The organism is Curtobacterium sp. MCBA15_009, from assembly GCF_001864895.1.
Lineage (GTDB): Bacteria > Actinomycetota > Actinomycetes > Actinomycetales > Microbacteriaceae > Curtobacterium.
Map to the genome: position 1 here is coordinate 24,033 of NZ_MJGO01000001.1, position 20,648 is coordinate 44,680.

Consider the following 20,648-nt stretch of genomic DNA (forward strand, 5'->3'; position numbering starts at 1 on the left):
ACCGTAACCGCCGGGGCCGCGCCGCGCCTCCTGTCCGGCCCCTGCTCAGCCGGGTGCGACGACCGACGTGCCGAGCGCGTGGCGGACCGAGCTCCACGACGCGAGGCGCTCGCGCACCTCGTCGTCCCGCTCGGCGGCGAGGGCGTCGGCGTGCGCCTGCTCGAGCACCTCGTCGATGACGACGCGGCGCCCGCTCCGCGCCGACGCGATCGCGGCGTCGACCATGGTGAGGCTCATGACGTTGCCGTGGACCTCGCCGTCCGGCGCGGTGCCGGAGCGGACCGCGCGGACGAACGAGGTGAGCGCCCCCGCGATCTCGTGCCCGACGCTCGGCGCGGACCCGGGGGTGCCGGGCACGCCGTCGAGGTCGCTGGAGGGGTCGTGGTCGCCGTCCCACAGCGCGGTGCCGGCCGCGCCGGAGGCCCGCCAGTCGCCGTTCCACGACGTCTCCGCGCCCGGGGCGCACCACGAGCCGTCGTAGACGTAACGGACGTCGTCCTCGAAGGTGAAGACGGCCGCGGCGGCCGCGTCGCCCCGGTACCAGGACCACGACGGGTTCCACGACTCGCAGTACACCGACACCGGGTCGCGTTCGAGCACGTACCGGGCGGAGTCGAAGGCGTGGATCGCCATGTCGAGCAGCAGGACGTCGTCCATCTCCTCGCGGAAGCCCCCGAAGTGCGGGGCCTTCGCGAAGCGGGTGCTCAGCCCGCCGACGCCGCCGAGGCCGCGGACGTGCTGGCGGAAGGCGACGAGCTGGTCGTTGTGGCGGCGCGACTGCGACACCATGAACAGCTTGCCCGTGACCTCGGCGGCGGCCGCGAGCGACAGCGCCTCGGCGACCGTCTGCGCCGCCGGCTTCTCTCCGAGCACCGGCAGACCGGCGCGCAACGCCTGCATCGTCACTGGGTGGTGCGCGACCGGGACGGTGATGTCGAGGACGGCCTCGGCACCGGTCTCGGCGGCCAGCGCGGTCAGGTCCGTCCCGACCGGCAGGGTCGGGTCGCCGGCGTGCGCGGCCCCGGCGCGGGCCGCGTCGAGGTCGAGGTCGACGACGCCGACGAGCTCGACCTCCGGGTCGGCGGCGACGGTGGCGAGCCAGGCGCGCCCCATCCCGCCGGCACCGACCTGGACGACGCGGAGCGCGCTCACGCGCGGGCCTCGGCCGTTGCCGGGTCCTCGACGGGAGCGTCGTCGAACGGGCCGCGGTAGTGCTGGCCGTCGAAGTACTCGCCGAGGTCGTAGCGGCGGAGCGTCGGGATCTCCCGCTCGCGTTCCGGTCGGGCCCACTCGGCGCCGTTCGCGACGACACGGCGGACGTCCGGGTGGTGGTAGACGGGGAAGTCCTGGTCACCGGGGGAGAAGTAGAAGATCTTCCCGAGGCCCCGGCGGTAGGTCATCCCGCTCCGGAACACCTCGCCGCCGGTGAAGCCCGAGATGAACACGAGCTCGTCGGGCGTCGGGACGTCGAAGTACTCGCCGTACATCTCCTGCTCGGGGATGACGATCGGGTTCGGCACCCCGCGGGTGATCGGGTGCTGCGGGTTCACCGTCCAGACGAGCTCCTGGTCGTGCTCGCTCCGCCAGCGCAGCGTGCAGGTGGTGCCCATGAGCTTGCCGAAGATCTTCGACCAGTGGCCGGAGTGCAGCACGACCAGGCCCATGCCGGACAGCACGTGCTTGTGCACCCGGTCGACGACGGCGTCGTCGACGTCCTGGTGGGCGGCGTGCCCCCACCAGGTGAGGACGTCGGTGTCCGCGAGGACCTCGTCGGTGAGGCCGTGCTCGGGTTCCTGCATGGTGGCGGTGCGGACGACGGCCTCGGGCAGGTGCTCGCGGATCCCGTCCGCGATCGCGCCGTGCATGCCGTCGGGGTAGCGCTCGGCGACGTGCTGCTCGACCTGTTCGTGGACGTTCTCGCCCCAGACGGTGACGCGCAACGGTGTGGTGGTCATGGTGGATGCCTTTCGGGGGTGGGGAGAGCCGGTGCGGGTCGCTCGGCCGCGGGTCACTTGACCGCGCCGCCGGTCGCGCCGGCCGCGATGAACTTCTGCGCCACGAGCAGCAGCACGATGGCGGGGATCGACGCCATCACCGCCGCGGCCATGACGGTCGACCAGTCGGCGGTGAACGTGCCGATGTAGTTGTAGATGCCGAGCGTGATCGGTCGGACGTCCTCGGTGGTGGTGAGGGTCAGGGCGAACAGGAAGTCGCTCCAGGTGAACAGGAACGTGAAGAGCCCGGCGGTGATGAGGGCGTTCGCGCTGATCGGGACGACGACGGAGCGGAAGGCCCGGAAGTTGCCGGCGCCGTCGACCTTCGCGGCCTCGATGATCGACGGCGGGATGTTCTGCATGAACGCCCGCATGATGAGGATCGCGAACGGCACGCCGGCCGTGCTGTCGGCCAGGATCAGCCCCGGTACGGTGTTGAGCAGTCCGAGGTCGTTGTACGCCGCGTACAGGGCGTTCGCGACGACGATGCCCGGGATCATCTGCGAGATGAGGATGCCGAACAGGACCGGTCCGACGCCCTTCACCTTGAACTGGGCGAGCGCGTAGGCCGCCGGCGTCGCGATGAGCAGGCTCACCACGACGCTGCCGAGCGCGATGAGCAGGCTCGTCACCAGGGCGCCGCCCTGGTCGGCGATGGCCTGGGCGTACCCGCCGAGCTGCGCGTTGATCGGGAACCAGGCGGCCTCGATCGCGGAGCCGGTCGGCTGCAGCGAGATGTTGACCATCCAGTAGACCGGGAACAGCATGACGGCGAGGATCAGGATCCCGATGCCGGAGAGCACCCACTGCTTCGGGGTGGTCGGCCGGGTGGGGCGACGGGTGCCGCGGGTCACCACGGCGCGCGTCGCGGTTGCGTCAGTCATCGACGGCCTTCCTGTTGAGGCGGAGGTAGACGATCGCGAACAGGGCGGAGATGACGATGAGGATGTTGCTCAGCGCGGCGCCCTGCCCGAAGTCGAACTGCTTGAACGACAGGTCGTACGACTGCGTGGCGATGGTCTGCGTGGCGTTCGCCGGCCCGCCGTTCGTCAACCCGAGGATGATGTCGAGCACCTTGATCGTGTAGACGACACCGAGCACGAGCGTGACGCTCACGACGGGGCGCAGCATCGGCCAGGTGATCGCCCAGAACGCCTTCCAGCCGGTGGCGCCGTCGAGGGCCGCGGCCTCGTAGAGCTCGGTCGGGATGTCCTGCAGCCCGCCGTACAGGATCGTGGTGTTGAAGGGGATCCCGATCCAGATGTTCACCGCGATGACGGTGATGAGCGCGACCGCGGGGCTCGTCAGCCACGGGACCGACGGGACGCCGAACGAGCCGAGGAACTGGTTCACGACGCCCGAGTCCTGGTCGAGCATCCACTTCCACACCGCGCTCGACACGATGAGCGGCAGCAGCCAGGGCAGCAGGAGCAGGGACCGGAGCAGCCCGGAGAGCGGGAAGTTGCGCCGGAAGAACAGCGCGAGCAGCAGCCCGATCACGAACTGGCCGACGATCGACCCGACCGTGAACAGCGCGGTGTTGAGCAGCGCCGTGTCGAAGAGCTGCGACGAGACGACGGAGGCGTAGTTCGCGAAGCCGACCCAGGGGGCCTCGCCCGTGTAGAACGTCGACGTCGTGTACGCCTGGAAGCTCATGACGACGTTCTTGACGACCGGGAAGCCGAAGAACAGCAGCAGGAACAGGACGGCCGGCAGCAGGAACAGCAGCTGCGCGATCCGTTCGAAGCGCAGCGAGCGGCCCGGGCGGGGCCGCCGGGACGGAGCGGGTGCTCCGTCCCCGGCGGCCCGCCGTGGGGCGACGGGGGTCGCGGTGCTCGTCATGCTCAGTTGCTCGACTGGGCGTTCTGCAGGGCGTCGGCCGGCGAGTCCTGGCCGGTGAGCGCAGCCTGCACGGCCGTGTAGATCTTCGTCGCGGCCTTCGGCCAGTCGGCGCCGAGCTCGCCCGTGCGGGCCCGGGCGTCGGCGACCAGGTCGACGAAGACCTGCTCCTCGGGGACGTCCTTCCCGAACTGCTGGGCGACGGCCGTCTTCGAGGGGATCGTGTACCGCAGCTTCGCCATCGCGAGCTGGTTCGCGTCGCTGTTCATGCAGTCGACGATCTTCGCGGCGACGGCCTGCTTCGCCTTGTCGCCGGTGTTCGGGACGGTCCAGACCTCGCCCCCGAGCGGTGCGACGGCCGTGTCGCTGGCGGACTGCACGGGGATCTGGGCGATGCCGTAGTCGACCCCCGACTCCTTGAGCCCGGGGATCTGCCACGGACCGTTGATCATCATCGCGGCCTTGCCGGCCATGAACTGGTCGTTCACGTCCGCCTGGGTCCAGTTCAGGACGCTCTTCGACATCGAGCCGTCGTCGATCAGGTCCTTCCACAGCGTCAGGGCCTCGGCGGTCTCGGGCGTGGCGATGTCCTTCTCGTCACCACCGTTCGACCACATGAACGGCAGGAACTGCCAGGTGCCCTCGTACGTGGCGTTCGCGTCGACCGCGAAGCCGTACTGGCTGCCCTTCGTGAGCTTCGCCGCGGCGGACTGCAGCTCGTCCCAGGTCTTCGGCGGGGTGACCCCGGCCTCGGACAGCACCTTCTTGTTGTAGACGAGCGCGATCGTGTTCACGGTCGGCGCGAGCCCGTAGACCTTGCCCTCGTAGGTGCCGGCCTGCAGCACGCCCTCCGCGTAGCCGTCGGTCGAGATGTCGTAGTCGGACAGCGGCGACAGCGCACCGGTCTCGGCGATCTGCTGCATGTCCGGGTTGTCGAGCATGAGGACGTCCGGCAGGGTCCGCGACGACGCCTGCTGCAGCACCTTCTGGATGAGGGACGAGCCCGGCACCTGGGTGCGCTTGATGGTGACGTCGTTCTCGGCGCCGCACTTGTCGAGGTACTCGCCGATGACCTTCTTGTCGTTGCCCTGGTTGTAGTAGTCGAGCACGGTGATGGAGTCCACCTTGCCGCCGGGGTTCGCCGACGAACCGCCGGAACAGCCGGCGAGGACGAGGGGGACGGTCGCCAGCATGGCGACCGTGCTGAGGACCGGTGCGATCCTGCGGTGTCGAGGCTTCATTGCTTCGCTCTTCTCTGGATGGTTGCCGGACACGAACGCGACGTGCTGCTCGTGGATCGGGGGCGAACCGGACCAGAACCGCTCCGTCGCGTCCCGAGTGGGGTCGAAGCTAGCATCGAAGCGGTTAGATGGTAAAGCGCTTAAACGAACTTTCTCATGGGTCACCCCCGCTACAGTGAGCGGAACAGGGTGAGGGGGCGGCATGGCGACGATGCAGCAGGTCGCCGACCGGGCGGGCGTCTCGATCGCGACCGTGTCCTTCGTGGTGAACGGGAACAAGCGGGTGTCCGCGGCCACCCGAGCGCGCGTCACCGCCGCGATGCGCGAACTCGGCTACCGCAACAACGTGGTCGCGCGGGCACTCGCGTCGCGTCGCAGCCGCATCCTCGCGCTGGTCTTCCCGGTCCTCGAGCACCGGCTCGGGCAGACGGCGCTGCAGTTCTTCACGAGCGCCGCCGGCCGCGCCTCGGAGCTCGGGTACCACCTGGTCCTCTGGCCCGCCGCGGCCACCGGCGACGACGTGCAGGAGCTCATCTCCGGGGGACTCGCCGACGGCGTCGTCGTCATGGAGGTCACCATGCGCGACCCCCGCATCGAGCGCCTCGTCGAGCTCGACGTCCCCTTCGTCGCCATCGGCCGGACCGCGGACCCGTCGGGCATCTCCTTCGTCGACATCGACTTCGAGCGCACCGTCGAGGACGCCCTCGACCACCTGACCGGCCTCGGGCACCGCCGCATCGGCCTCGTCGTCGAGGACCTCGACGGCACCGCGATGGCCGACTACGGCCCGAAGGTCCGGTCCGAGGCCGCGTTCCGCGCCTCCGTCGAACGCCGCGGTCTCAGCGGCACCGTCGTCGCGGCGGGGGCCTCCGCCGAGGGCGGCCGTCGCGCGGCGGCGGACCTGCTGGCGCGCGACCCCGACCTCACGGCCGCGATCATCATGAAGGACGACTCGAACTTCGGGCTCGTGAGCGGTCTCCGCGCCGGTGGTCGACGCGTCCCCGAGGACGTCTCGGTCGTCGCGATCGTCTCGTCGGACGGCGCCGGCGCCGCCACCGAACCCGTCCTCACGACGCTGAACGCGCCCGGCCCGGCACTCGGCCGCCTTGCCGTCGAGTCCCTGGTCGACCGCCTCGAGGGCGGCACGACGGACCGCACGCACACCCTCATCCCGTGCGCCCTGCACCTCGCCGACTCGACCGCCCCCGCTCCCGCCTGAGCTTGAGCCTCGCGGCCTCGCGGCCCGCGCCCCGTGGCCCGCCTCGCGAAAGCGACAGTCCTCCGCGAACAGTTCGCCGCACATTGTCGCTTCCGCAGCGCTGACGGGGCCGCCGGTACGGGATCTGTCGCTTTCGCGCCCACCTGTCGGCCGGGAGGCGCGGGCCGGCCCCGCCACGAGCCTCCCGGCCGCCGCCTCCGCGGCCTGCCGTTCCGCGGTCACGATGTCCGCCGCCCCGCCTCGCGAAAGCGACAGTTCTCCGCGAACAGTTCGCCGCACACTGTCGCCTTCGCAGCACGGACGGGGCCGCCAGTGCGGGATCTGTCGCTTTCGCGCTCACCTGTCGGCCGGGAGGCGCGGGCCGGCCCCGCCACGAGCCTCCTGGCCGCCGCCTCGCGGTCCGCCACCTCGCGGTGACCAGGTCCGCCGCCCCGCCTCGCGAGAGCGACAGTCCTCCGCGAACAGTTCGTCGCACACTGTCGCTTCCGCAGTGCTGACGGGGCCGCCGGTGGGGGATCTGTCGCTCTCGCGCCCACGCGCCGCCCGACACGCGTCGCCCGCCACGCACCCCGCTGCCCGCCAGCGCCACCTGCGGACAGACCAGGCGCCGCCTGGTTGTGTGGACGCACAGGTTCGCAGCACCACACGTCGAGGAGGACGGATGGCCATCGACCGGAGGATGTTCCTGCTCGGGGGAGCGGGGGTGCTGCTGCTCGCCGGCTGCTCCACCCGACCCGAGCGCACGAGGGTCGAGGACTGGCCCACCGAGCCGCCCGAGGGCGAGGCGACGATCAGCTGGTGGGCCGGCCAGGTCGCGTCGAAGGACGGCGGGGACCTGCGGCGGCGGCTCATCACGGAGTTCCAGAAGGAGCACCCGAACATCCGGGTGCGGATCGTCAGCGCCCCGAGCGACACCGACACGAACCGCACGAGCCTGACGACCCAGATCGCGGCCGGCAGCAGCACGCCGGACGTGTACCTCGGCGACGTGGCGTGGCCCGGCCAGTTCGCGAAGAACAAGCTCGCGACCCCCGTGAACCAGCTCGTCGGCGAGGACTTCTTCGACCAGTTCCCGGAGGGGCTGCGGCAGGCGGCGAGCGTCGACGGGACGTACTACATGTTCCCGCTCTACATCGACGAGTCGTTCTTCCTGTACCGGAAGGACCTGCTCGCGAAGCACTCCCTGCAGGTGCCGGGCTCGTGGGAAGAGGTGCGCGAGACCGCAGCGAAGCTCGTGGACACCGGCGACGTGTCCTACGGGTTCGCGTTCCAGGGCGACGTGTACGAGGGTCTGACCTGCAACGTCACCGAGTTCGTCGCCGACGCGGGCGGGTCGCTGCTCAACGACGACCTGACGAGACCCGAGACCACGAGCTCGGAGACGAAGCGCGCGTTCGAGTTCATGCGCTCGCTGGTCACCGAGGGGGCGTCCCCGCGGGCCACCCTGACCTACCAGGAGCAGGACACGAACGACGCGTTCTCGGGCGGCCGGGCCGCGTTCCTGCGGAACTGGTCGTACGCGTGGGGGATCGCGAACGGACCGGACAGCCAGGTCGCCGGCAAGGTCGGGCTGGCGGCGCGGCCGACGTTCGACGGCATGGACGACCACCACTCGACGATCGGCGGGTGGGGGAACTACATCAACCCGCACACCCAGCAGCCCGCGGCGGCGCTCACCTTCGCGAGCTGGATGTCGAGCGAGACCGCCCAGCAGTTCCTGACCCGCGAGGGCGGTGTCCTGCCCGCGCGCAGCGCCTCGCTCGTCAGCGAGGACGCGAAGCGGCAGCAGCGGCCCACCTACGACACCGCGGCCGGCATCACGCTCGTGCCCCGGCCGACCTCGACGGCGTACTACCCGAAGGTCTCGCAGGGCGTCTACCAGAACGGCAACAGCATCCTCGGGGGCCAGGCGTCGGTGGACGGCGGCACGAGCGCGATGGCCTCCGCCATCTCGCTCGCGCTGTCGGGTGAAGCGCTGTGAGCGCCGGCACCGCGACGCGGACGACGGTCGGGTCGGGAGGCCCGGGTCGGCTCGACCCGCCGCCCCGGCCGACGGGGCGGTCGCGTCTCGACCGCATCCGGGCACGGGGCGCGTGGGGCTTCGCGGCCCCGGCGCTCCTGGTCGTCGCCGCGGTGACGATCTTCCCGGTGGTGTACTCGATCGTCCTGAGCTTCGCGGACGTCGAGGTCGGCTACGAGGGGTTCACGATCCAGTCCTTCGGGTTCGGCAACTACGCGGCCCTGCTGCAGAGCGCCGACTGGTACCGGGCGCTCGGGTTCACCGTCCTGTACACGGTCGTGACGGTCTCGGTCGAGCTCGTGCTCGGCATGCTCGTGGCCCTGGTGCTCGAGCGGCTCGGGGCCACCCGCGGCTGGATGCTCGCGCTCATGCTCGTGCCGTGGTCGCTCGTCACGATCGTCAACGCGCAGCTCTGGAAGTACGTCTACGACAGCACCTACGGCGTCGCGACCTGGTTCTTCGGCCTGTTCGGGGACGCGCCGGTGATCCTCGGCGAGCCGGTGCCGGCGATCACCGGCCTGATGGTCGCGGACATCTGGAAGACGACGCCGTTCGTGGCGATCATCCTGCTCGCCGGGCTCGTGCAGATCTCCGAGGACCACTACGAGGCCGCCGAGCTCGACGGCGCGAGCACGTGGCAGACGTTCTGGCGCGTGGTGCTCCCGCAGCTCACCCCGACGCTGACGATCGCGGTGCTGTTCCGCATCCTGCAGGCGTTCGGTGTCTTCGACCTGCCGTTCGTGCTGACGAACGGGGGGCCGGGCACCACGACCCAGTCGCTCGCGATCATGGGCTACAAGGTGCTCTTCCAGGACATCAACATCGGTCCGGGAGCGGCGATCGCGACGTCCACGGCGGTCATCGTCGCGGTCGGGTGCCTGCTGTTCCTCCGGGCGTTCCGGAACCAGGCGAAGGGAGGGGACGACTGATGCCCCGTCAACGTGTCCGCAAGGGCTGGCGCAAGTGGGTCAACACCGTCAACGTCAGCGGTGTCGTCATCGCGGTGCTCACCGCGCTGCCGCTGTACTGGCTCGTCACGACGTCGCTCAAGCCGTCCGGCGAGATCGCCCAGTCGCCGCCGACGGCGTTCCCGCAGCGGATCACCTTCGACAACTTCGTGGTGGCGTTCCGCGACAACGCGCTCGGCCAGTACATGCTCAACAGCGTCATCGTGTCGGTGTCGACGACCGTCGTCGTGCTCGCGCTGGCGTTCCTGGCCGGCTACGCACTCGCCGGGCGGTTCATCCGCGGCCGCACCGCCATCATGACCTCGCTGCTCATGCTGTCGGTCTTCCCCGCGATCGCGGTGCTGACGCCGCTGTACCTGCTCGAGCGCAACCTCGGGCTGCTCAACTCGTACCCGGGTCTCATCGTGCCGTACGTCGCGTTCAACCTGCCGTTCGCCATCTGGATCATGCGGAACTACCTGCAGGGGATCCCGTCGACGATCGAGGAGGCGTCCGAGATCGACGGCGCCGGGGCGTGGCGCACGGTGCTGTCCGTCATCCTGCCGATGGCGAAACCCGGCCTGTTCACGGTCGGGGTCTTCACGTTCACGGCGTCGTGGAGCGAGTTCCTCATGGCGCTGACGTTCAACAGCGAGAACTCGTTCCGCACCATCCCGGTCGGGATCGCCCTGTTCGGCACGCAGTTCACGGTGCCGTTCGCGCAGATCTTCGCCGCGAGCGTCGCGGCGACGGTCCCGATCGTCATCCTCGTCCTGGTGTTCCGCCGCTCCATCGTGTCCGGCCTGACCTCGGGGGCGGTGAAGGGATGAGGTCGTCCGCGCAGCAGAACGAGCGGTCCAGATAGGTAGGAAAGTGACGTAATTGCGCTTGGCGGACAATCGTCCGGTCCGAGCCGTGCTCGCCCGTACTCTGCCGTCAGTGGCTCGGTGCGCCGACGTCGACGGCCGCGACGATGCGGTCGACGATCCTGACGAACCTGGCCCTGTCCCGTTCCGAGAAGGAGGCCATCAGCTCGTGCAGGTGCTCGTTCGTGCCGTCCATCGCGCGCGCGTAGTCACGCCTGGCCGTCGTGGTCAGTTCGATGTGCCGGCTGCGGCCGTCGTCGGGGTTCGGGACACGGCAGAGGTGCCCGCTCTGCTCGAGGCGGTCGACCATGCCCGTCACGGCCGGGCCGGTGAGCCCCAGGTACTTCGCCAGGTCGGTCACGCGCACGGTCCGGCCGGCGTCCTGGGACCGCGAGACGTACTGCAGCACGCTGACGTCGCCACCGGACACCCCGAGCTGGTCGCGCAGCCGCGCCCGGAGGTCCGACACCGCGGCTTCGAGGCGGGTCAGCGCGGCGATGAGGTCGAGATCGCTCACGGACACGCCCCCTCGGTGCGGATCGGGTCGGTGCGGATCGGGTCGGTGCCACGATGCGCTGCGCTCACCGGGTCAGCGTATCCGCGGAACGCGCCCCGTGTCATGTCCCGGGGAGTTCCGGCATGAGCCTGTCCGGCGGGCGCACGGCGTCCGCGGTGCGACCGGTCGAGGGCGTGCGCTTCGAGGTCGCCGGTTCCGGCGCGGAATCGGCCGGGCGGGACCTCGCACGGGTGCACGGCGCCGACCGGTGGTCCGTCCGGTCGACCGACGGCGAGCCCGCGTACCGGTACACCGCGGTCGGCGACTCCGACGTGACGATCCGGCGGTCGCAGGTGCGCGGAGCGCTCTGGGGTCCGGTGCCGGTCGGCGGCGACTACGTCGTCACCTGGATCACCGAGGGCAGCGCGCACGTCGACACGAGCGGCTCCCGGATCGCGCTGCGCCGGGACGTCCCGGTGCTCCTGCCGTGCGACGGCGAGTTCGTGTTCTCCGCCGCCGACCACGACCAGCGCCTCGTGCACCTGGACCGCGAGTTCGTGCGCCGGGTCGCCGTGGGGACGCTCGGCCAGGACGACCGGCCGCTGCGGTTCGACCACGCCCGTGAACCGGAGCCCGGCACCGCCGACCGCTGGCACCAGGCCCTGTCCGCGCTGTCCCGCTCGCTCCGGCTCGGCGGGCACGGCACCGACGACTGGCACGAGGCGAAGCTGCAGACCGTGGCGGCGTTCCTCGAGACGTTCCCGCCGCGTCGCGACGACCTGCCCGACGAGCTGTCGCTGCCGCGGAACGCGCGGTTGCGTGCGGCCGTCGAGTACATCCACGCGCACGCGGCCGAGACGGTCACCATCGCCGAGCTGTCGGCCGTCGCCGGCCTGAGCGTGCGGTCGGTGCAGGAGTCGTTCCGCCGCGTGTTCGACGTCACGCCGCTCGCGTACCTGCGCGACGTCCGACTCGACCGGGTCCGTGCGGAGCTGCTCGAGCTCGACCCGCAGGCGGGCGTCATCGGCGACGTCGCACGCCGGTGGGGGTTCGCGCACCTCGGCCGCTTCTCGGCGTCCTACGCGGCACGGTTCGGCGAGTACCCGAAGCAGACGCTGCGGCGCTGACCGGCGCTGACCGGCGCTGACCGGCGCTGCGGCGCTGGCCGGGGTGTGGTCAGGCGGCGGCGGTCGGGGTACGGTCAGGCGGCAGTCGGGGCCGGTCCGCTGCTCCGACGCGTGCGCAGGGTGGTCGGCAGCCGGACGTGGTCCGACGCGTCCTCGCCGCGGAGCATGGTCAGGAGCATCTCGACCGCCCGGGTGCCGAGCTCGGCCAGGGGCTGCGACACCGTGGTGAGCGGCGGCGTCGTGACCGAGGCCTGCGGCACGTCGTCGAAGCCGACGACGGACAGGTCCTCGGGCACGCGCAGCCCGAGGTCGGCGGCGGCGCGCAGCACACCGACGGCCGAGGAGTCGTTCGCGGCGAACACGGCGGTCGGCCGGTCCTCGAGGGTCAGCAGCTGTCGGGCGACGACCGCGGACTGGTCCTCCTGGTACCCGCCGTCGCGGAGCAGCCGCTCGTCGACCGCGATGCCGGCGGCCGCCAGGGCCGAGCGGTACCCGGCCTCGCGGAGCTGGGCCGAGGCGAGGTCGGCGCGGCCCTGCACGTGCGCGATGCGGGTGTGCCCGAGCGCGAGCAGGTGCTCCACCGCGAGCACGGCGCCGCCCTCGTTGTCGGCGTCCACCGTGGCGTGCCCCTCGGGCCCGGTGTGCGGGTCGATGGCCACGACGGGGATGGTCGAGCTGGACAGCGCCGTCGTGGGGGTGACCACGATGGCACCGTCGATGAGCGTGCCGGACAGCCGGGACAGCGAGCGGCGTTCCCAGCCGGGCCGGTCGGCGCCGGTCATGAGTCCCGCGTAGGCGAGCAGCTCGTAGCCGGTGCCGGTGGCCGCGCTCGAGATGCCGCGGAGCAGCTCGGTCGAGAACGGCTCGAACTCGGGCACGAGGATGCCGATCACCCCGGTCCGGGAGCTGCGCAGGCTCCTCGCCACGAGCGACGTCTCGTACCCGAGGTCGTCGACGACCTGCTGCACGCGGACCATCGTCGCGGGGGCGACCCCGTCGCGTCGGTTGATCACCTTCGACACGGTGGGGATCGAGACCCCGGCCGCCCGTGCCACGTCGCCGATCGTCACCCGGCCGGCACCGGGATGCGCGCCGACGGCTGGATCCATTGGCACACCGTACCGCGCCTCCGGGACCGGAACGGTAAAGAAAACGTTATCGATATCGATTGACAAGCCCGAGGAGTGCCTGGCACGCTCTCCGCAGCGGCAGTCGATGTCGCTGCATGTCAACGACGACACACAGGAGATCCACGATGACGAGGAAGATCCGTGCCGCGGCAGCCATCGCGCTGATCGGGGCGACAGCGCTGGTTGCCAGCGGCTGCTCGGCGGGCAGCGATGCCTCCGCAGACGGCGGGAAGGTCACGATGACCTTCTGGCACAACTCGACGACCGGACCGGGCAAGGCCTACTGGGCCTCGACCGTCAAGGCGTTCGAGGACAAGTACCCGAACGTCACCATCAAGATCCAGGCGATCCAGAACGAGGACCTGGACGGCAAGCTGCAGACCGCGCTCAACTCCGGTGACGCTCCCGACGTCTTCCTGCAGCGCGGCGGCGGCAAGATGGACGCGATGATCGCCGCCGGGCAGCTCATGGACATCTCCGACTCCATCAGCGCCGACGCGAAGCAGTCGATCAGCGCCGGCACGTTCGCCGGCTACGAGAAGGACGGCAAGACCTACGCCATGCCCGGCGCGGTGCTCCCCGAGGGCATCTGGTACTCGAAGGACCTGTTCGAGAAGGCCGGCATCGACGGCACGCCCACCACGATGGACGAGCTGAACGACGACATCGCGAAGCTCAAGTCCGCCGGGGTCGACCCGGTCGCCGTCGGCGCGAAGGACGCCTGGCCCGCCGCGCACTGGTACTACAACTTCGCCCTGCGCGAGTGCAGCCAGAAGACGCTCGAGGACACCGCCAAGTCGCTCAAGTTCGACGACGCCTGCTGGACCAAGGCCGGCGACCAGCTCGAGGACTTCAACGCGACGAAGCCCTTCAACAACGGCTTCCTCACCACCGCGGCGCAGCAGGGCGCCGGCAGCTCGGCGGGCCTGCTCGCCAACCACAAGGCGGCCATGGAGCTCATGGGTGCCTGGGACCCGGGCGTGATCGCCTCGCTCACCCCGGACGGCAAGCCGCTGTCCGACCTCGGCTGGTTCCCGTTCCCGACCATCGACGGCGGCAAGGGTGACCCGAAGTCGATGATGGGCGGCGTCGACGGCAACTCCTGCTCGGCCCAGGCCCCGAAGAAGGCCTGCACCGACTTCCTCAACTTCATCGTGCAGAAGGACAACCAGGAGGGCTACTACAAGGCCTTCAACGCCATCCCCGTCAACAAGGAGGCGCAGTCCGTCGTCGACTCCGACTACCTGAAGTCGGCGCTCGCCGCCTACCAGGAGGCGCCGTTCGTCTCGCAGTACCTCGACACCCTGTACGGCCAGAACGTCGGCAACGCGCTGAACACCAGCGTCGTGGACGTGCTCGCCGGCAAGGGCGACGCGAAGGACATCGTCTCGGCGACCAACCAGGCTGCGGCCAAGGGCTGACCATGACCCTCGACACCTCGCTCGGCACGACCCCGACCACCGGGTCGGACAGCGCCGCGGGGACGTCCCCGGCGGGGAGCGGTACGCCGCTCCCCGCCGGACGGCGGTCCACGCGCCGCATCGCGGACTGGCGGAAGCGGGTCGAGATCGCGGTCCTCGCCGGGCCCGCGGTCATCGTCTTCGTGACGTTCGTGATCCTGCCCGTGGGCCTCGCCGCCTACTACGGGTTCTTCAAGTGGCAGGGCTACGGGCCGCCCACCGACTTCGTCGGCCTGCAGAACTACCTCATCATCTTCCAGGACAAGGCGTTCCACGCGGTCCTCATGCACAACGGCTTCATCGTCGTGCTGTCGCTCGTCCTGCAGGGGCCGATCGCCATCGTGCTCGCCCTGCTGCTCAACCAGAAGATGCACGGCCGCGGGCTCATCCGCGTGCTCGTGTTCGTGCCCTACGTGATCTCCGAGGTCATCGTGGGCACCGGTTGGAGCCTCATGCTCCAGTCGAACGGCGCCGTCAACGACATGTTCCAGAGCATCGGCCTCGGCGGTCTCCGGGCCGACTGGCTGTCGAACCCGGACATCGCGATCTGGACCCTGCTCGTGATCATCTCGTGGAAGTACATCGGCTTCGCGGTGATCCTGTTCCTCGCCGGGCTGCAGAGCATCCCGGAGGAGCTGTTCGAGGCGGCCGCCATCGACGGCGCCGGCTACTGGCAGATCCAGCGGCGGATCACCCTGCCGCTGCTCGGCCCGACCATCCGGATCTGGGCGTTCCTGTCGATCATCGGCTCGCTGCAGCTGTTCGACCTCGTCTACATCATCTGGGGCCAGTACATCTCGTCGACCGCCGGCACCTCGACGATGGCGACGTACATGGTCGCCAACGGCCGCACCTCGGGCAACTTCGGGTTCGGCAGCGCGGTCGCGGTCGTGATGTTCCTGATCTCGCTCGCCGTCGCCCTCGTCTACCAGCGTTTCGTGCTCCGCCGGGACACCGCCGGTGCACTCACGGAGAGGAAGAACTGATGGCCACCACGACCATCGTCGCCCCCGGGCGCCGGGCCACGCGGGAGCGCCGGTCCAGCGCGGCGATCGGCCGCGCGAACCCGCTCACCTACCTGGTGGCGATCCTGTTCGTCGCCGCGAACCTCGCGCCGGTGGCGTACATCGTGCTCGGCGGGTTCCGCACGAACTCGCAGATCACCACGAGCCCCGCGGGCCTGCCGGCACCGTTCGAGTTCGGCAACTACGGCTCGGTGCTGTCGAGCGGCATCTTCTGGCAGCAGCTCGGCAACTCGACGATCAGCGCCGTGTCCACCACGGTCGGCGTCGTCGTGCTCGGGCTGATGGTGAGCTTCGTGCTCGCCCGCTACCAGTTCGTCGGCCGCGGCGGCCTGTACGCGTTGTTCGCCGCCGGGCTGATGTTCCCCATCACGGTCGCCATCACCCCGCTGTACCTGCTCGTCAAGGACCTGCACATGACGAACAGCCTGGTCGGGGTGATCCTGCCGCAGATCGCGTTCGCCCTGCCGACCACCGTCATCATCCTCGTGCCGTTCCTGCGGGCGATCCCGGACGAGCTCGAGGAGGCCGCCTCGATCGACGGCGCCAGCCGGCTCGGGTTCTTCTTCCGGATGGTCGTGCCGCTGTCGCTGCCGGGTGTCGTGACGGTCGGCATCCTCGCCTTCATCGCGAGCTGGAACAGCTACATCCTGCCGCTCTTCATCCTGAACAACGAGGGCAGCTACACCCTGCCGCTCGGCGTGCAGGCGTTCTCGTCGCAGTACTCGGTCGACACGGCGAAGGTCCTGGCGTTCACGTCGATGTCGATGATCCCGGCCCTCGTGTTCTTCACGATCTTCCAGCGTCGCATCGTCGGCGGCCTGACCGGGGCGGTGAAGGGGTGACCGCGACCGACGCGACCCGCACCGCGGGACGCACGCCGCGCCTCCCGGCCGCCCCCGCGGCAGCGACGGACGCCGACACCGTGACGGACACCGACACCGCGACCCGCGCCGACCGCGCGACCGCCCTGCTCGCCGAGATGACGCTCGAGGAGAAGACCGCGCAGCTCGTCGGCTACTGGCTCGACCAGGACGGCGTCGTCGCGCCGATGCAGGGCGAGATGACGGCGGCGGCGGACGGCCGCACCCTGGCCGACATCACGCGGCACGGGATCGGCCAGTTCACCCGCGTCTACGGCACCCGGCCGGTCGAAGCGGACGAGCGGGCGGCGTGGCTCTGGGCGGAGCAGCGCCGGTTGCGTCGGGAGACCCGTCTCGGCATCCCGGCGCTCGTGCACGAGGAGTGCCTCACCGGGCTCGCCGCGTGGAAGGCCGCGACCTTCCCGACCCCGCTCGCGTGGGGTGCCGCCTTCGACCCGGACCTGGTCGAGCAGGTGGGCGCCGCGATCGGTGCCTCGATGCGCGAGCTCGGTGTGCACCAGGGGCTGGCCCCGGTGCTCGACGTCGTCCGCGACCCGCGGTGGGGGCGGGTCGACGAGTGCATCGGCGAGGACCCGTACCTGGTCGGCACCGTGGGCACCGCGTACGTCCGCGGTCTGCAGAGCGCGGGCGTCGACGCGACCCTCAAGCACTTCCTCGGGTACTCGGCGTCGCAGGCGGGCCGCAACCACGCACCGGTGCACGCCGGACCGCGCGAGGTCGCCGACGTCTTCCTGCCGCCGTTCGAGATGGCGCTCCACGACGGCGGTGCGCGCAGCGTCATGAACTCGTACGCCGAGATCGACGGCGTGCCCGTCGCGGCGAACGGGGCGCTGTTGACCGACCTGCTCCGCGACCGCCTCGGCTTCACCGGGACGGTCGTCGCCGACTACTTCTCGGTGGCGTTCCTCGAGGTCATGCACGGCATCGCCGCCGACCGTGGTGCGGCCGCGGCGCTCGCGCTCGAGGCCGGCATCGACGTCGAACTGCCCACCGGGGACGCCTACCTCGGCCCGCTGGTCGAGCGCGTGCGGTCGGGGCAGGTCGACGAGACGCTCGTCGACCGGGCGGTGCTCCGGGTCCTGCGGCAGAAGGAGCGGCTCGGGCTGCTCGACGACGACGCGTTCCGGGACGAGCCGCCCACCGGGGTCGACCTCGACACCCCGCTGCACCGGGACCTCGCACGCCGGCTGGCCGCACGGTCGCTCGTGCTGCTCGCCAACGAGCCGGTCACGGGGGACACGCCCGTCCTGCCGCTCGCGCCGGGCACCTCGCTCGCGGTCATCGGCCCGAACGCCGACCGCGCCGAGGCGCTGCAGGGCTGCTACTCGTTCGCCAACCACGTGCTCGCCGCGCACCCGGACCTGCCGCTCGGCTTCGCGATCCCGACCGTGCGCGAGGCCCTGGAGGGCGTCAGCGCTCCGGGCACGGTGCGCTTCGCCGTCGGCTGCGACGTCACCGGCACCGACCGCTCGGGCTTCGACGAGGCGGTCGCCGCCGCGTCCGCCTCGGACGTCGCGGTGGTCGTGGTGGGGGACCAGGCCGGACTGTTCGGCCGCGGCACGGTCGGCGAGGGCAACGACACCGAGTCGCTCGACCTGCCCGGCGTGCAGCGCGAGCTCGTCGAGGCCGTCGTCGCAACCGGGACGCCGACGGTCGTGGTGCTCCTGACCGGGCGGCCCTACGCCGTCGGCTGGGCGCTCGACGACGAGCCGGACGGCCACGGCGACGGCGCGCACCCGCGACGGCCGGCGGCCGTCGTGCAGGCGTTCTTCCCCGGAGAAGAGGGGGGACCGGCCATCGCGGACCTGCTCACCGGGGCCACGTCGCCGTCCGGCCGGCTGCCGGTGTCGCTGCCGCGGTCCGCGGGCGCGCAGCCGTACACCTACCTGCACCCGCGCCTCGGCGGTCCGTCCGACGTCACCGCGGCGGACTCGACGCCGGTGCGGCCGTTCGGGTTCGGGCTCGGCTACACGTCGTTCGTCGTCGAGGACCTGGTCGTCGACCCGGAGGTCCGCTCGGACGGTGTCCTCGAGGCGACGGTCACGGTCGGCAACACCGGTGGCCGCGACGGCGAGGAGGTCGTGCAGCTCTACGGGCACGACCTGCACGCGACCGTCACGCGGCCCGAGGTGCAGCTGCTCGGCTACGCGCGGGTCGCGCTCGCCGCGGGTGAGTCCGCCCGGGTGCGCTTCCGCGTCCCCGCCGGGCGCTTCGCCCACACCGACCTGCGGATGCGCCGGGTGGTCGAGCCCGGGGACGTGCAGGTGTGGGTCGCGTCGCACGCCGCGGCGTCCCGGCCGGGAGGCCCGGTGCCGACGGGTGGGATCGTCGCGTCCGGCGGCGGACCGGCCCGACGGCCCGTCCCCGGCTCCGCCACGGAGCGCGCGACGGTCGCGGTGACCGGGCCGCTGCACGAGGTGACGGTGCGGGACGCCCGCATCGTGACGTGGTCGGTCGTCGCCCAGGACTGATCTCGCCCGCGACGGGCGACGGCGCTCCGCACGCGGTGCGGAGCGCCGTCGCCGTCCGGTGCCGGGCGGCACCGGACCGGGGTTGTGGTGGTGATGCGGGACGGACCGGGAGCTGCGGGGCGGAGGGGGCCGGGCCTCCCGGACGTCAGCGACCGAGCCGCACCGTGACGGCGAGCCCGCCGTCCGCCGGAGCCGCGAGCTCGAGCTCGCCGTCATGGGCACGGACGACCGCCGCGACGATCGCCAGGCCCAGCCCGGTCCCGGTCCCGCTGCGCGTGCGGGCTGCGCCCCGCTGGAACGGTTCGGTGAGCGTCGGCACGACGTCCTGCGGCACGGTCGCCCCGGAGTTCCGGACCTCGAGGACCGCGCGGCCGTCCTCCGTGCCGGTCCGCACGCCGATCCAGCGCGCGCCCTGCGCGTCGGGACCGTTGTGCACGATCCCGTTGTGCACGAGGTTCGTGACGAGTTGCAGGAGCAGCGCCGGGGACCCGGCCGTCGGTGCCGGCCCGGTGTCGACCCGCAGGTCGACGGCGTCGGCCTCGGCGAGCGGGAGCAGCGTCTCCACGGCCTCCTCGGCGAGCAGCGACAGGTCGAGCGGTTCGTGCGCGACCGCGTGCTGCTCCGACCGACTGAGCAGGAGCAGCGCCTCGGTGAGGTCGACGGCACGCGTGTTGACCGACCGCAGCCGTGCGACGAGCGTGGCCGGGTCGCGCCCGGGATCCCGTTCGGCGACCTCGAGCAGCGACTGCGTGATCGCGAGCGGTGTGCGGAGTTCGTGCGACGCGTTCGCGGCGAACCGCTGCTGCGCGCCGACGTCGGACTCGAGGCGGGTGAGCATGCCGTCGAAGGCGTCGGCGAGTTCACGGAACTCGTCGTCGCGGCCGGCCATCGCGACGCGGTGCGACAGGGAGCCGGACGCGACGAGCCGGGTCGCCTCGGCGATGCGGTCGAGCGGAGCGAGGACACGGCGCGCGAGGAACCAGCCGCCGACGGTGCCGAGCGCGAGGAGCGCGACGAGCACCACCGCTGCCGCCGGGGCGAAGGCGCGGACCAGGTCCCGCCGGTTCGGCACGAAGTCCCTGGCCGTGTCGATCGACCCGCTCGGGACGTAGCGGAGCAGGAACAGCCAGACCACGGCGAGCAGGAGCGTGCCGGTGACCACGACGACGGCCGCGAACGTCAGGGTGAGGCGGAGCCGGACGCTCGGTCCCGGCCGTCGACGCGTCACGACGTCGGGCCCGCGTCGGGGTCGATGCGGTAGCCGACGCCGGGGACCGTGGCGATCACCCACGGTTCGCCGAGCCGCTTGCGCAGCGACGAGACGGTGATCCGGACCGCGTTCGTGAACGGGTCCGCGTTCTCGTCCCACGCCCGCTCGAGCAGCTGTTCCGCGCTCACCACCCCGCCCTGCGCCTCCACCAGGACCGCGAGGACCGCGAACTGCTTGCGGGTGAGCGCGACGTGCCGCCCGTCCCGCGCGACCTCGCGGCGGAACGGGTCGACCCGGACCCCCGCCGCCTCGAGCACGGGTGGTCGGTGCGACACCCGCCGGCGGGCGAGCGCACGCAGTCGCAGGACGAGCTCCCGCATCTCGAACGGCTTCGTCAGGTAGTCGTCGGCACCGGCCCGGAAGCCGGACGCCTTGTCCTCGATGCGGTCGGCCGCGGTCAGCATGAGCACCGGCGTGCCGCTGCCCGAGGCGAGCACGGCCGCGGCGATCTCGTCGCCCGACGGGCCCGGCACGTCCCGGTCGAGGACGGCGACGTCGTACGGGTTGCGGGCGAGCAGCTCGAGGGCGGTGTCCCCGTCGCCGGCCACGTCGGCGGCGATCGCCTCGAGGCGCAGACCGTCACGGACGGCCTCGGCCAACAGGGGTTCGTCCTCGACGATCAGCACGCGCACACGACGATGCTAGGCGGACGGGTGTGTCGT

General features: G+C 71.4%; 18 protein-coding genes. 9 read left to right on the top strand and 9 right to left on the bottom strand.

The features are described from left to right. Positions 1-45: 45 nt before the first annotated feature. Genes BIU97_RS00110 through BIU97_RS00130 form a run of 5 tightly spaced genes read right to left on the bottom strand, consistent with a single transcriptional unit; the run spans position 46 to position 5,074 of the window. Positions 46-1,152: a Gfo/Idh/MocA family protein gene (locus BIU97_RS00110; RefSeq protein ID WP_071296753.1), complete on the bottom strand. Its 1,107-nt coding sequence runs from the start codon at positions 1,150-1,152 to the stop codon at positions 46-48. Further along, complete coding sequence (locus BIU97_RS00115) at positions 1,149-1,955, bottom strand: ThuA domain-containing protein (RefSeq protein ID WP_071296754.1); 807 nt, start codon at positions 1,953-1,955, stop codon at positions 1,149-1,151. Before BIU97_RS00115 ends, BIU97_RS00110 begins: the two co-directional genes overlap by 4 nt. A 53-nt stretch (positions 1,956-2,008) precedes the next feature. Continuing rightward, entirely contained in the window at positions 2,009-2,878 is an 870-nt protein-coding gene (locus tag BIU97_RS00120) for a carbohydrate ABC transporter permease (RefSeq protein ID WP_071296755.1), read from the bottom strand. Then, complete coding sequence (locus BIU97_RS00125) at positions 2,871-3,836, bottom strand: carbohydrate ABC transporter permease (protein WP_071253378.1); 966 nt, start codon at positions 3,834-3,836, stop codon at positions 2,871-2,873. The genes BIU97_RS00120 and BIU97_RS00125 overlap by 8 nt, the downstream gene beginning before the upstream one ends. Positions 3,837-3,838: 2 nt before the next feature. Next, positions 3,839-5,074, bottom strand: coding sequence for a sugar ABC transporter substrate-binding protein (locus tag BIU97_RS00130; RefSeq protein WP_071296756.1), 1,236 nt, complete (start codon positions 5,072-5,074; stop codon positions 3,839-3,841). A 202-nt stretch (positions 5,075-5,276) separates the two neighbouring features. On the opposite strand from BIU97_RS00130, the gene BIU97_RS00135 reads away from it, so the two are divergent. From BIU97_RS00135 to BIU97_RS00150, 4 genes are all read left to right on the top strand, one after another. Continuing rightward, complete coding sequence (locus BIU97_RS00135) at positions 5,277-6,293, top strand: LacI family DNA-binding transcriptional regulator (protein WP_254782798.1); 1,017 nt, start codon at positions 5,277-5,279, stop codon at positions 6,291-6,293. 661 nt (positions 6,294-6,954) lie between these two features. Then, positions 6,955-8,274 carry an ABC transporter substrate-binding protein gene (locus BIU97_RS00140; protein WP_071296757.1) on the top strand — a complete coding sequence of 440 codons (1,320 nt, stop codon included), beginning with the start codon at positions 6,955-6,957 and terminating at the stop codon, positions 8,272-8,274. Next, positions 8,271-9,242, top strand: a complete 972-nt coding sequence (locus tag BIU97_RS00145) for a carbohydrate ABC transporter permease (RefSeq protein WP_175472383.1) — start codon at positions 8,271-8,273, stop codon at positions 9,240-9,242. Before BIU97_RS00140 ends, BIU97_RS00145 begins: the two co-directional genes overlap by 4 nt. Next, positions 9,242-10,090 carry a carbohydrate ABC transporter permease gene (locus tag BIU97_RS00150; RefSeq protein ID WP_071296758.1) on the top strand — a complete coding sequence of 283 codons (849 nt, stop codon included), beginning with the start codon at positions 9,242-9,244 and terminating at the stop codon, positions 10,088-10,090. Before BIU97_RS00145 ends, BIU97_RS00150 begins: the two co-directional genes overlap by 1 nt. 106 nt (positions 10,091-10,196) lie before the next feature. Here the strand turns inward: BIU97_RS00150 and BIU97_RS00155 are convergent, their stop codons facing one another. Further along, entirely contained in the window at positions 10,197-10,643 is a 447-nt protein-coding gene (locus BIU97_RS00155) for a MarR family winged helix-turn-helix transcriptional regulator (RefSeq protein ID WP_071253370.1), read from the bottom strand. Positions 10,644-10,765: 122 nt separating this feature from the next. Between BIU97_RS00155 and BIU97_RS00160 the strand changes: the two genes are divergently transcribed. After that, positions 10,766-11,749 (top strand): AraC family transcriptional regulator, encoded by a 984-nt coding sequence (locus tag BIU97_RS00160; protein ID WP_071296760.1) that lies wholly within the window; start codon positions 10,766-10,768, stop codon positions 11,747-11,749. A 74-nt stretch (positions 11,750-11,823) separates the two neighbouring features. On the opposite strand, the gene BIU97_RS00165 is transcribed toward BIU97_RS00160, so the two are convergent. Continuing rightward, positions 11,824-12,858, bottom strand: coding sequence for a LacI family DNA-binding transcriptional regulator (locus BIU97_RS00165; RefSeq protein ID WP_071296761.1), 1,035 nt, complete (start codon positions 12,856-12,858; stop codon positions 11,824-11,826). 146 nt (positions 12,859-13,004) lie between these two features. Between BIU97_RS00165 and BIU97_RS00170 the strand changes: the two genes are divergently transcribed. The 4 genes from BIU97_RS00170 to BIU97_RS00185 all read left to right on the top strand — a co-directional run bounded on the left by BIU97_RS00170 (position 13,005) and on the right by BIU97_RS00185 (position 18,716). Next, complete coding sequence (locus tag BIU97_RS00170; protein ID WP_071253362.1) at positions 13,005-14,300, top strand: ABC transporter substrate-binding protein; 1,296 nt, start codon at positions 13,005-13,007, stop codon at positions 14,298-14,300. A 2-nt stretch (positions 14,301-14,302) separates the two neighbouring features. Continuing rightward, on the top strand, positions 14,303-15,325 hold the full coding sequence (locus BIU97_RS00175) for a carbohydrate ABC transporter permease (protein WP_071253360.1): 1,023 nt from the start codon (positions 14,303-14,305) through the stop codon (positions 15,323-15,325). Beyond that, positions 15,325-16,206, top strand: coding sequence for a carbohydrate ABC transporter permease (locus BIU97_RS00180; RefSeq protein ID WP_071253358.1), 882 nt, complete (start codon positions 15,325-15,327; stop codon positions 16,204-16,206). Before BIU97_RS00175 ends, BIU97_RS00180 begins: the two co-directional genes overlap by 1 nt. Positions 16,207-16,343: 137 nt before the next feature. Then, complete coding sequence (locus tag BIU97_RS00185) at positions 16,344-18,716, top strand: glycoside hydrolase family 3 N-terminal domain-containing protein (protein WP_139195828.1); 2,373 nt, start codon at positions 16,344-16,346, stop codon at positions 18,714-18,716. A gap of 145 nt (positions 18,717-18,861) precedes the next feature. On the opposite strand, the gene BIU97_RS00190 is transcribed toward BIU97_RS00185, so the two are convergent. Together BIU97_RS00190 and BIU97_RS00195 are read right to left on the bottom strand one after the other, a co-directional pair. Further along, complete coding sequence (locus BIU97_RS00190; protein ID WP_071253356.1) at positions 18,862-19,944, bottom strand: sensor histidine kinase; 1,083 nt, start codon at positions 19,942-19,944, stop codon at positions 18,862-18,864. Then, entirely contained in the window at positions 19,941-20,618 is a 678-nt protein-coding gene (locus BIU97_RS00195) for a response regulator transcription factor (protein WP_071253354.1), read from the bottom strand. Before BIU97_RS00195 ends, BIU97_RS00190 begins: the two co-directional genes overlap by 4 nt. Between the last annotated feature and the right edge of the window lie 30 nt (positions 20,619-20,648).